Origin of the sequence: Bradyrhizobium sp. th-b2, assembly GCF_000426785.1 — a bacterium.
GTDB classification, from domain to species: domain Bacteria; phylum Pseudomonadota; class Alphaproteobacteria; order Rhizobiales; family Xanthobacteraceae; genus Bradyrhizobium; species Bradyrhizobium septentrionale.
Map to the genome: position 1 here is coordinate 211,289 of NZ_AUGA01000001.1, position 12,091 is coordinate 223,379.

11 protein-coding genes are annotated in these 12,091 nt (G+C 64.1%); 7 read left to right on the top strand and 4 right to left on the bottom strand.

Annotated features, from left to right (window positions below; genetic code table 11):
- Positions 1–65 precede the first annotated feature (65 nt).
- From K359_RS0101005 to K359_RS0101020, 4 genes are all read right to left on the bottom strand, one after another.
- Positions 66–563, bottom strand: a complete 498-nt coding sequence (locus K359_RS0101005; RefSeq protein WP_051345930.1) for a hypothetical protein — start codon at positions 561–563, stop codon at positions 66–68.
- Positions 564–687: 124 nt separating this feature from the next.
- Complete coding sequence (locus K359_RS0101010) at positions 688–1,269, bottom strand: YqaA family protein (RefSeq protein WP_029077657.1); 582 nt, start codon at positions 1,267–1,269, stop codon at positions 688–690.
- Positions 1,270–1,338: 69 nt separating this feature from the next.
- Positions 1,339–1,734, bottom strand: coding sequence for a phosphoribosyl-ATP diphosphatase (gene hisE, locus K359_RS0101015; RefSeq protein ID WP_029077658.1), 396 nt, complete (start codon positions 1,732–1,734; stop codon positions 1,339–1,341).
- A 116-nt stretch (positions 1,735–1,850) separates the two neighbouring features.
- Complete coding sequence (locus K359_RS0101020; RefSeq protein ID WP_029077659.1) at positions 1,851–2,285, bottom strand: hypothetical protein; 435 nt, start codon at positions 2,283–2,285, stop codon at positions 1,851–1,853.
- A gap of 249 nt (positions 2,286–2,534) precedes the next feature.
- Between K359_RS0101020 and K359_RS0101025 the strand changes: the two genes are divergently transcribed.
- The 7 genes from K359_RS0101025 (at position 2,535) to K359_RS57065 (ending at position 12,019) form a co-directional block, all read left to right on the top strand.
- Positions 2,535–3,584 (top strand): ABC transporter substrate-binding protein, encoded by a 1,050-nt coding sequence (locus K359_RS0101025; protein ID WP_029077660.1) that lies wholly within the window; start codon positions 2,535–2,537, stop codon positions 3,582–3,584.
- 281 nt (positions 3,585–3,865) lie between these two features.
- Positions 3,866–5,644 (top strand): glucan ABC transporter ATP-binding protein/ permease, encoded by a 1,779-nt coding sequence (locus tag K359_RS0101035; protein WP_029077661.1) that lies wholly within the window; start codon positions 3,866–3,868, stop codon positions 5,642–5,644.
- A gap of 202 nt (positions 5,645–5,846) precedes the next feature.
- A complete protein-coding gene (locus K359_RS0101040) occupies positions 5,847–7,262 on the top strand; it encodes a D-alanyl-D-alanine carboxypeptidase family protein (RefSeq protein WP_029077662.1) in 1,416 nt (471 codons plus the stop codon).
- A 181-nt stretch (positions 7,263–7,443) separates the two neighbouring features.
- The gene (locus K359_RS0101045; RefSeq protein ID WP_029077663.1) at positions 7,444–9,126 is read left to right on the top strand and encodes a long-chain fatty acid--CoA ligase; all 1,683 of its coding nucleotides are present in this window, start codon (positions 7,444–7,446) and stop codon (positions 9,124–9,126) included.
- A 25-nt stretch (positions 9,127–9,151) separates the two neighbouring features.
- On the top strand, positions 9,152–9,709 hold the full coding sequence (locus K359_RS0101050; protein WP_029077664.1) for a DUF924 family protein: 558 nt from the start codon (positions 9,152–9,154) through the stop codon (positions 9,707–9,709).
- A gap of 108 nt (positions 9,710–9,817) precedes the next feature.
- Positions 9,818–10,303 carry a peroxiredoxin gene (locus tag K359_RS0101055; RefSeq protein WP_029077665.1) on the top strand — a complete coding sequence of 162 codons (486 nt, stop codon included), beginning with the start codon at positions 9,818–9,820 and terminating at the stop codon, positions 10,301–10,303.
- Positions 10,304–10,795: 492 nt separating this feature from the next.
- On the top strand, positions 10,796–12,019 hold the full coding sequence (locus tag K359_RS57065) for a calcium-binding protein (protein ID WP_051345931.1): 1,224 nt from the start codon (positions 10,796–10,798) through the stop codon (positions 12,017–12,019).
- Positions 12,020–12,091 lie beyond the last annotated feature (72 nt).

A 12,091-nucleotide genomic window follows, 5' to 3' on the forward strand; every position in this document is an offset into this window, starting at 1 on the left:
AAAACCTCATCCAGGCACAGCATTTTTCGTAGGCGTCTGGCATCCCAGACCTGGTTTTACCCGCGCTATTGGCAGACCGCCCCTGTCACGAAATTTTCGGTCTTGCAGTCGTTCGGGCCACGCTTGTGGCCGGGCAAATAGACCAGCGGCGAGCGTTTCTCGAAGGCGTCGGTATCGATGCCCTTGCCTTCCCGAAACCCCTGGCTCTGGCACAGCCGGTCGGCGCCGATCTTGCAATCCGGCGCACCGTTCGACGCCACCACGCAGGCTGCGCGTCCGGTCACAACCGTCGAGGGGCGCGCGATGTTCGAGAGGTCGTTGATGGTCGCGCCGGGGCTCTTCAGCTGCGGCAGCGCCGACTTCGACTTCTCGAACAGCTTTCCGATTTCGTTGATCAGCCCGGGATTCTCGCGCTCGACCGGCGCCGGAGGCAGTTCGATCTGTGGCGGCTGGGATTCAACAGGCTGCGACTGCTGCGACTGCACGCCGAGCGCGGGCGGCGCGGTCTGCGCCCATCCTCTGTCGATCGCAGGCAGCGCCATCGACAGCGCAAGGCCCGCCATCGCAACGCGCGCCCTGGCGGGATTGAGTCTCGCGAGATTCACCGGTCGTCGATTCCATCAGCCATCGCAGCGAGCGTAGTCCGAAGCCGTCCGCTGACAAAGACGCGAAGGGCTAGAACTTTGGTTAGATCAGCTTGAATGCGACAACAAAGCCCAGCACCAGCACGATCGCGCCGATCGCGACCCACAGGCCGAGCCGCTTCTCGAGCTCCGCGCGGATGACATCGCCATAGCGGTTAAGCAGCACCGCAACGAAGAAGAAGCGGCCGCCGCGCGCGACGATCGAGCACAGGACGAACAGCCAGATGTTGTAGCCGGCAAAGCCCGAGGTGATGGTCACGAGCTTGTAGGGGATCGGCGTCAGCCCCTTCAGCAGGATGATCACGGCGCCCCATTCGGCATAGGAGGCGCGGAACGCGTCGACCTTGTCGGACAGGCCGTAAAGATGGATCAGCCACTGCCCGAGCGAGTCGTAGAGCAGCGCGCCGATCGCGTAGCCGAGCACACCGCCGGCAACGGACGCAACCGTACAGACCGTCGCAAACCACCACGCCCGCTTCGGCCGCGCCAGCGACATCGGCAGTAGCATGATGTCGGGAGGGATCGGGAAGAAGGAGCTCTCAGCGAACGAGACGGCCGCGAGAATCCAGAGTGCGTAGGGCTTGTCGGCCGCCTCGACGCACCAGTCGTAAATCCGTTTCAACATGGGCGCGATGAACCATCATGGAGCGGATTTGTCCATGCCGGGATTGGGCTGATTTGGGACGATTTGCGGCTACCGTTTGCGCAGCCGGTTCTCCAGCGCGACAATTCGGCGCCGAACCACCGGGACGGGCGCGGTTTTGGGCAGCTTGACCGGCGACTTCGGCAGTTTCTCGGCGATCCCGAGTAGCCGCTCGCGCCGCTCCATCTCGCGCCAGACGTCCTCCGGCTTGACGCCGGCCGACGCCCAGAGAACGGTGAGGTTGTAGAACAGGTCGGCGCTTTCGCGGACCACGGCATCCGACTTGCCGGCGACGGCGTCGATCACGACTTCGATCGCTTCCTCGGCGAGCTTCTTGGCCATCTTGGCCGGGCCGCGCTGGAACAGCCGTGCCGTGCGCGACGTTGCCGGATCGAGATCCTTGGCCGCGATCACCGCCTGGTAGAGCCGATCGATCGAATCACTCATCCTTCGAACCTAATCGAAACGCGTCGCCAGCGTGTTAACGGCGCTCATGAAAAAATCCACCGGCCTGAGACCGGTGGATTGATCGTTTGTGACAGTTCTGAGAACCGCCGGCGGTCTCAGTACGGCGTATAGGGCAGTTGCGAGCGGCCCCCGTAATAGCCCTGGTAACCATACGGTCCGCCGCCATAGTAGACCGGGCCGCCGCCGTAATAGGCCGGACCACCACCGTAATAGCCCGGGCCGGCGTCGTAGCCGTAGGAGTCGTAATAGTCGCGGCGGCTCTGGGCCGCGGCGATCGCCAGACCCGTGCCGACGATCCCGGCGAACGCGGCCGCCGCAGCCGCGCCACCTCCGCCATAGTAGCGACGGCGCGCACTGATATCGGTCGCGCCGCTGGTGCCGAGCGATGTGGTCACAGTGGCCGCCTTGCCCGCCGGAGCAGAGCCTGCGAACGCCATCGTCGGCTCAACGGCCGACAGCGCCACCGCGGCAACCGTTGCCAATGTGGCTGCGCGGCCAATGGACGAAAAAACACCTTTTCGCGCAAACATTGCAGTCATCCTTTGTGGAAGCCGGCCCGACGGGCCATGGTTAGCTAACCACTACCTCCAGATTAGGTTCCCCAAACCGAATGCAAGCTGAACAACCCTAGGCGAAAACAAGGCAGTCATCGGCCGTTCACCTTGGCTGAGGCAAAATGCCTGCAAATAACGCTTGAAATTGCACGTTGCCCTGGCGCATTCGATGCCATGAAGCAGGCGCACCGGCGCGGCACTTTGTCTCGCCTCCCGGATGTCATGATGCAGGTAACTCGAACCATCGTTCTCCGCTGGATACTGGCCGGCATGATCGGCCTCGCGGGCGGCGCGTGGCCGGCCGTCACCTCGCTCCGCGCCAGCGACCAGCCGCTCGCCATCCAGTTCACACTCGACCGTCCACTTGATGCCGCCGCCGCGCCGTTCGTGATGGCGCAGACCGGCGGCCTGTTCAGCGCCGAGGCACTTGCGGTCGGCACCAACGTCGCCACCACCTCGGCAGACGCGATCGCACGGGTCGCCGACGGCTCGAGCGATTTCGCGCTGGTCGACATCAACGCGCTGATCCGCTTTCGCGACAAGCCTGGCGCTGCGCCCGTCAAGGCGGTGCTGGTCCTGTTCAACCAGGCGCCCTACGCGATCATTGCCCGCAAGAGCCGCGGCATCAAGGCGCTGGCGGATATGGAAGGCAAGAACCTCGGCGTCGCCGAAGGCGACCTCTCGATCCTGTTCTGGCCCGCCGTCGCCAAGCAGAACGGCATCAAGCTCTCGAGCGTGAAGCAGAACACGATCAGCGCCGCGGTGCGCGAGCCGATGCTGTCCGCCGGACAGGTCGATGCCGTCACCGGCTTCTCCTATCTCTCGGCGATCAATTTGCGGGATCGCGGCGTACCGGCCGACGATCTCGCGGTGCTGCGCTTCGCCGACTATGGCTGCGAGGCCTATGGCTTTGCCGTCATCGTCAGCCCGCGCCTTGCCGCCGCGAAGCCGGATGCGGTGAAAGGGTTCGTGCGCGCGGTGATCGGCGGCACCAACCTCGCCATCAAGGACCCGGGGCGCGCCGCCGGCGAGGTGGTGAGCCGGATGGATGGCGGCTCGCGCGATCTGGAGCTCGAGCGGCTGCGCGCCATCATCCGCGACAACATCCTGACCGGCGAGGTGAAGCGCGACGGCATCGGCGGCATCGAGGCGGCGCGCTTCGAGCGGTCGATCGACCAGCTCGCGGAGGATTTCAAATTCCAGAAGCGGCCGCACGCCGCCGACATCTTCGACGACCAGTTCCTGCCGCCGATCGACGGCCGGCTGGTGAACTAGGCACTCACTCCGTCCACGTCATTGCGAGCCACCCGGTCGGCGCGAAGCGCCGCCGGATGACAGGCTCCGCGAAGCAATCCATTGTCACCGAGCAAGCGGAAACGGGGATTGCTTCGTCGCTCCAGCGCAAAATTGCTTCGCAATTTTGTCGCGAGCTCCTCGCAATGACGGGGATTGAATAACGCGAGGAGCCGGCCATCGCCCGCTGGCCCTGTCTCGCGAACCCTGATTAAATCGCGTCCCGCCTGACCGGGCGTCCACCGCTTACGAGTCCCGCCGGCATGTCCATGCTCCGCCTCTATACCCGCGTCCTTGAACTGCTCGGCAAGGAGGCGCGGCTCGGCTGGATCCTGGCCGCCGCCAACATGCTGCTCGCCGGCGCGCAATTCGCCGAGCCGGTGCTGTTCGGCAAGATCGTCGATGTGCTGTCGGGCCGGCCGGTCACCGGATTGTTCGCGACGAACTCGGCATGGCCGCTGCTCGTCGCCTGGGCGGCGTTCGGCCTGTTCACGATCGGCTGCAGCGCGATCGTCGCATTGCAGGCCGACCGGCTGGCGCACCGCCAGCGCCAGGCCGTGCTGACCGATTATTTCGAGCACATCCTGCAGCTGCCGCTGACCTTCCACTCCGGCACCCATTCCGGGCGGCTGATGAAGGTGATGCTGAACGGCACCGATGCGCTGTGGCGGCTCTGGCTCGGCTTCTTCCGCGAGCATTTCGCCGCGATCATGTCGCTGATCGTGCTGCTGCCGCTCGCGCTCTACATCAACTGGCGGCTCGCCATCCTGCTGTTCGCGCTCTGCGTCGTGTTCACCGTGCTGACCACGCTGGTGGTGCGCAAGACCTACGGCATGCAGAGCGAGGTCGAGGCCTATTACAGCGACCTTTCGGCGCGCGCCTCCGACGCGCTCGGCAATGTCGCGCTGGTGCAGAGCTTTGTGCGGATCGATTCCGAGGTGCAGGGCCTGCGCTACGTCGCCGACAAGCTGCTCGCGGTGCAGATGCCGGTGCTGTCATGGTGGGCGCTGGTCACCGTGATCACCCGCGCCTCGACCACCATCACGGTGCTGGCGATCTTCACCGTCGGCATCGCGCTCCACAACGAGGGCCTCACCACGGTCGGCGAGATCGTGATGTTCGTCTCGTTCGCCACCATGCTGATCCAGAAGCTCGAACAGGTGGTGAGCTTCATCAACAACGTGTTCATGGAAGCGCCGCGGTTGCAGGAATTCTTCGACGTGCTCGACGCGGTGCCGGCGGTGCGCGACCGGCCCGGTGCGGTCGATCCCGGACGGCTGTCCGGGCTGGTCGAGTTCAACAACGTCTCGTTCTCCTATGACGGCAAGCGGCCGGCGATCGAAGACCTCTCCTTCACCGCATTGCCCGGCCAGACCATCGCGCTGGTCGGCTCGACCGGTGCCGGCAAATCCACCGCGATCGCGCTGTTGCATCGCGCGTTCGATCCGCAATCCGGCATCATCAAGATCGACGGTATGGACATCCGCGCGCTGAAGCTGACGGCGCTGCGGCGGAACATCGGCGTGGTGTTCCAGGAGGCGCTGCTGTTCAACCGCTCGCTCGCCGACAATCTGCGCGTCGGCAAGCCCGACGCGACCGATGAGGAACTGCGTACCGCCGCGGCGCGCGCGCAGGCGCTGGATTTCATCGAGCGCAGCGACAAGAAATTCGACACCCATGCCGGCGAACGCGGCCGCATGCTGTCAGGCGGCGAACGCCAGCGGTTGTCGATCGCACGTGCGCTGTTGAAGGATCCGCCGATCCTGATCCTCGACGAGGCGACCAGCGCGCTCGACGCCGTCACCGAAGCCAAGGTGAATGCTGCTCTCGATGAAGTGATGAAGGGTCGCACCACATTTGTGATCGCGCACCGCCTGTCCACCATCCGCCACGCCACCCGCATCCTGCTGTTCGACCAGGGACGGGTGATCGAAAGCGGAACTTTCGATGAACTGGTGGCGAAAGGCGGGCGTTTTGCCGAGCTCGCGCGGGCCCAGTTCATGGTCCATGAGCAGGCACGCGCCGGCATCGAGACACCATAATTCCGGCTTTCCAATTGAGGCGGCTGCCGAAATTCAGCCGATTTCGTCCACGATATAATCCGTCGGCCTCTGTTCTCTGCTGGCAAGCTGGTATAGGGTTTGCATCGCCGCAACGCGGCGCCGGACACGCTTGAAACCCGTACGCTACAATCGCAAGACCTCCTTGTTTTAAGGCGGGTCTCAAAGGACCGGAACCGGACTCGTGCATTTTCCTCGCCCGCTGCGCCCGTCGTTGAAATGGATTCTGGCTGTTGCGATGCTCGCCATCGCAACGCCGCAGCTGGCGCAAGCCGAGGCGCTGCTGGTCGTCGAGGCCGATTCCGGCAAGGTGCTGCAGGCCGACAATGCGACGATGCCGTGGTATCCGGCGTCAATCAGCAAGCTGATGACGGCCTATGTGACGCTGAAGGCGGTCAAGGACGGCCGGGTGTCGCTCGACACGCTGCTCACGGTCTCGCCGACCGCGGCCTCGCAGTCGCCCTCGAAGATGGGCTTCCGGCCCGGCACCCAGGTCACCGTCGACAACGCGCTGAAGATGATGCTGGTGAAGTCGGCCAACGACATGGCCGTCGTGCTGGCGGAGGGCGTCGGCGGCTCGATCGACGGCTTTGCCGGGATGATGAACCAGACCGCGCAAAAGCTCGGCATGACGCAAACGAGCTACGTCAACCCGAACGGCCTGCCCGCCGACGGCCAGATCACCTCGGCGCGCGACATGGCGATCCTCGCCCGCGCCATCATCCGCGACCTGCCGGAATACGAATATTTCGTCCACATCCCGTCGATCCGCTTCGGACGCCGCATCACGCCGAACTTCAACAAGCTGATCGGCCGCTATCCCGGCGCCGACGGCTTCAAGACCGGCTTCATCTGCGCCTCCGGCTACAATCTGGTGGCCTCGGCGACGCGCGACGGCAAGCGGCTGATCGCCGTGGTGCTCGGCGCCTCCTCGGGCCGCATGCGCGCGATCCGCGCCGCGCAGCTCCTGGATCGCGGCTTTGCCAATAACGGGCTGGCGTGGCTGCGGCCCTCGCTCGGCACCGTCGACAATCTGGTGCCGATCGATGCCTCGCCGCCGAACCTGCGCGAGGAGATGTGCGGCGGCAAGCACAAGCGGCCGGCCAGCGACGAGGACGGCGAAGACACCGTCGCCAGCGCCGGAGGCTCGACCACCAACGGCGAAGGTGGCGTGAGCTTCTTCGCCGCCGGCCTGCAGGCCGCGATGCCGAAACCGTCAGAGATGCTGGCGCAGGCGCCGGCGGCGTCCGAGCCGGTCGTGGTTTATACGGGGCCGACCAAGACCGGCGCTGCGTTGATCGCCGCGGTCGATGCCGACACCGAGAAGATGCAGCCGGTCAAGCGCGGCAAGGCCAAGCACACCCGCGTCGCGGCCAAGAAGCCCGATGTGGCGGCCGACAAGGGCGACGCCAAATCCGACAAGCCGGCGGCCAAGCCGGCGCGTCATGCCAACGCCAAGCCGGATGCCGCAGCTGCGAAGCCGGCCGCGGACAAGCCAGCTGCCGCAAAGCCGGCCGCCAAGCCCGCGGCAGCGAAGCCCGTGGCGGCAAAGCCGAAGGCGGCCGACAAGCCGAAGGCCGACGCCAAGCCGGCCGGCTAACAGCGCAGCCGGCCCTCCTATTCCCCCGATGCGTCGATAGCGCGGCTTGCCATTGACCGCGGCATTGCTCAATACTGCCGAAAATAACGCGGCCAACAGCCGACCAAGTGCCGGCCAAAGCGCCGGAAACCCGGAAGCAATTCGGGACATCAGGCAATTTTGAGAGAGGGGATTGACCACCATGGAGCGCATCTGGCTCAAGCACTATCCGGCCGGCGTGCCCGCCGATATCGACGTCACGCAATATTCATCGCTGGTCGAATTGCTGGAAGAGAGCTTCAAGAAGTTCGCCGATCGCAAGGCGTTCATCTGCATGGACAAGTCGATCACCTATCGCGAGCTCGACGAGATGTCGTCGGCGCTCGGCGCCTACCTGCAGAGCAAGGGCCTGCAGAAGGGTGCGCGGGTCGCGCTGATGATGCCGAACGTGCTGCAATACCCGGTTGCGACCGCCGCCGTGCTGCGCGCCGGCTATGCCGTGGTCAACGTCAATCCGCTCTACACCCCGCGCGAGCTCGAGCATCAGCTCAAGGATTCCGGCGCGGAGGCGATCATCGTGCTGGAGAACTTTGCCACCACCGTGCAGAAGGTGCTGCCCAACACCGCGGTCAAGCAGGTGATCGTCGGCAGCATGGGCGACCTGCTCGGCTTTAAGGGCGTGATCGTCAATCTGGTGATACGCCGGGTGAAGAAGATGGTGCCGGCCTGGTCGATCCCGGGCGCGGTCTCGTTCAACGACGCGCTGTCGGCCGGTCGCGGCATGAAGCTCACCAAGCCCACGCTGACGCGCCAGGACGTCGCCTTCCTGCAATATACCGGCGGCACCACGGGCGTTTCCAAGGGCGCCACGCTGATCCACCAGAACGTGCTCGCCAACGTGCTGCAGAACGACGCTTGGCTGCAGCCGGCGCTGAAGAAGCCGCCGCATGTCGACAATATGATCATCGTCTGTGCGCTGCCGCTTTATCACATCTTCGCACTGACCGCGTGTTACCTGCTTGGCGTGCGAACTGGCGGCACCAATCTGCTGATCCCGAACCCGCGCGACATGGCCGGCTTCATCAAGGAATTGTCGAAGTACCAGGTCAGCTTCTTTCCGGCGGTCAACACGCTCTACAATGGCTTGCTGAACACGCCCGGCTTCGACAAGCTCGACTTCTCCAAGTTGAAGATCGCCAACGGCGGCGGCATGGCGACGCAAAGGCCGGTCGCGGAAAAATGGCTGAAAGTCACCGGCACCGCGCTGTCGGAAGGCTATGGCCTGTCGGAGACCTCACCGACCCTGACATGCAATCCAGCGACGATCGAAGAGTTCTCCGGGACGATCGGCCTACCCGTGCCGTCGACATGGCTCTCGATCCGTGACGACGACGGCAACGAGCTGGCGATCGGCGAGGCCGGCGAGATCTGCGCCAAGGGTCCGCAGGTGATGTCGGGTTACTGGAACAGGCCCGACGAGACCGCGCGCGTGATGACCGCGGACGGCTATTTCCGCACCGGCGACATCGGCGTGATGGACGAGCGGGGATACACCAAGATCGTTGATCGCAAGAAGGACATGATCCTGGTCTCGGGCTTCAACGTCTATCCCAACGAGATCGAGGAAGTGCTAGCGAGCCATCCGGGCGTGCTCGAGTGCGCCGTGATCGGCGTGCCCGACGCGAAGTCCGGCGAGGCGGTGAAGGCCTTCGTGGTCAAGAAGGACCCGAACATCACCGCCGAGGACATCATCAAATTCAGCGCCACCCAGCTCACCGCCTACAAGGTGCCGAAGCAGATCGAGTTCAGGACCGATTTGCCGAAGACCAATGTCGGCAAGATCCTGCGCCGCGAGCTGCGCGACGAGAAGAAGGCTGCGGCGTAAGAGACCGGCGAGGCGAGCGTTGGACATGACTGACGCGCGCCTCGCGACGCCGGCCGATATCATCACGTTCTGGCTAAAGGCTGGCCGTGATCGCTGGTACAAGCGCGACGACGCGTTCGATGCCGATATCCGCAGCCGCTTCCTCGCGACCTGGCAGAAGGCGGCTTCCGGCGAGCTGTCGTCATGGGAGGCGAACGACGATGGCGCCCTGGCGCTGACCATCGTGCTCGACCAGTTTCCCCGCAATCTGTTTCGCAACGACGCCAAGACCTTTTCCAGCGATCCGCTGGCGCGCGAGGTGGCAGGCCGGGCCATCGACCGCGGCGTCGACGCGCGGATCGATCCGCTGCTGCGCGAATTCCTCTATCTGCCTTTCGAGCATTCGGAGCATCTCGCCGACCAGCAGCGCTGCGTGTCGCTGTTTCGGCAATGCGGCGGCCATCCCGACAACCTCAGATATGCCGAGGACCACGCCGACATCATCCGCCGGTTCGGCCGCTTCCCGCACCGTAACCGCGTCCTCGGCCGCCAAACCACCGCGGATGAGCAGGCATTTCTCGACGCCGGCGGGTTTTCCGGCTGATGACGGAACGGTGACCAGCTTCCGGCATTGCCGTTCTTCCGCCAGGTCGTATTGTGCCGTTCCGCAGCCGGGTTTAAGAGAGTTCCGCTTCACCGAGGGAGAACACCGATGACGATCAATGTTGGCGACAAGCTGCCGGAAACCAAGTTTCGCGTCATGACCGCCGAAGGGCCGCAGGTCAAAACCACCGACGACATCTTCAAGGGCAAGAAGGTCGCCCTGTTCGCAGTGCCCGGCGCCTACACCGGCACCTGCCACAAGATGCATCTGCCGAGCATCTTCCTCAACGCCTACGCCTTGAAGAACAAGGGCGTCGACACCATCGCGATCGTCTCGGTCAACGACGCCTTCGTGATGAACGCCTGGAAGCGCGACACCGACCAGCGCGACGAAGCCGTGTTCCTCGCCGACGGCAATGCCGACTTCGCCAAGGCGATCGGCATGGAGCTCGACGCTTCCGGCAACGGCCTCGGCATCCGCTCCAAGCGCTACTCGATGCTGGTCGAGGACGGCGTGGTGAAGAAGCTCAACCTCGAGCCCGCCCCGGGCAAGGTCGAAGTCTCCGGCGGCGACACGCTGCTCGGGCAGCTCTGAGCTGAGCTTTCGCCGCAAACCTGGCTGTCGTCGCCCGGCTCGACCGGGCGACCCAGTACGCCGCGGCCTCTCGTTTCAATCACCACTGTCTCTGGAATACTGGATCGCCCGCTTTCGCGGGCGATGACAGTTTTGGGCGTGGCGATAGCTGGGGATCGCCGCGTTGTAGCTTCGCAGGATGGGTAGAGCGCAGCGAAACCCATTGGCTTCGTGCCATGCATTGAGATGGTGGGTTTCGCTTCGCTCTACCCACCCTACGCAATCTGCGCTTGACCCACCCTACGCGGGCACGGCTACGTGCAATCTGTGCCGGATGGAGGGTTCCCTCCGCGGATCGGCTTTTTCGTCCCGCCTCCCCGGAACCTGCCGGAATTTCCCCGGCGCGCCGGTGTTTGGTCAACACGCAGAGCATTGATGCTGCGCCGACTTCGGCTCAAGTCGATTAAATTCCAACAACTTAATGTTCGGCCGCACTGATCAGGGAGGCCCGTCATGGCTGAAAATGCATCCGCGTTCATCGGATTCGTGCAGCTTTCCCCGACAAGCTATCAGTACACGATCACCTTGATCGACAACGGTACCACCCCGATTGGTACATTCTGGTTCTCCTGGTTGCCTGGCCAGGGCTACCTGAGCGAGATTCCGACCTTCGTCGCCCCTTCGGGATGGACAGCAAGCATCACGGATGGTGCCCCCCCGGCGAACGGCTACAGCGTCCGTTGGGTCGCAGACTCCACCGCCACCGCGCTGCAGCCCGGCCAATCGCTCACCGGCTTCACGTTCACGACTTCAATTGCGCCGAATGTACTTTTTGCAGATTCATCAATCCATCCGGGGGTTTTCGGCACGACATCGGTGGTCTATTCCGCCGGCCCCTTCAGCGACGGCGGCTTTGACCTGGTTGCCGGTCAATTGCTTTCCGGCTCGGCGAGCAATGACATCCTCATTGGAACGATCGGCGATGACGCGGCCTATGGCGGAAACGGCAATGATTACATCTATGCCTATGGCGGCGATGACACGCTGGTCGGTGGCGATGGGCTTGACGTGCTCCTGGGCGCAGAAGGCAACGACTTCATCTACGGAGGCACCGGGTTCAACTATCTGTTCGGTGGCAGCGGCGATGACACATTGATCGGAAGCGGCGGAGGGACGGCATCCGACGTCAACGTCATGTACGGCGGCGACGGAGCAGACTTTCTCTACGGCGGCATCGGCACCAACTATTTCTACGGCGGTACCGGCGTCGATACGATGGTTGGCGGCTCCGGTCTCAACATCTTCATCTCGTCGGGCGAGACGGACGGCAATTTCATCTACGGCGGTTCAGGCCAGAACTATGTTTATGGTTCGAACGGCGGCGACACGGTCACTGGCGGCGCAGGCGTCGACGTTTTCCTGATGGGGAGCGGCAACGACAACATCACCGGCGGTGGCGGCGTCGATTATGCCTGGGGCGGCGGCGGCTCCGACACGTTCACGATCAATGACAGCACGCCAGAGGTCATGGTTGTCCAGGACTTCAACACGGGCGGCGTCAACGACTTCGTGAACTTCGCCGGCACGTCACTGCATTCGTTCGCCGATGTTCAGGCGGCCGAGTTCTATTCGCCCGGAATCAACACGACCATCATCACCGACGCCGCAGGCAGTGCGGTCTGGCTGATCGGAATCGCGCCGGGACAGCTGGACGCCAGCATGTTCAAGTTTAGCTAAGCGCCTGGCACCGCAGGGTGGGTTTCGCTTCGCTCTACCCACCCTACGCAGCCAGTTAGCGGCGCGACCGCG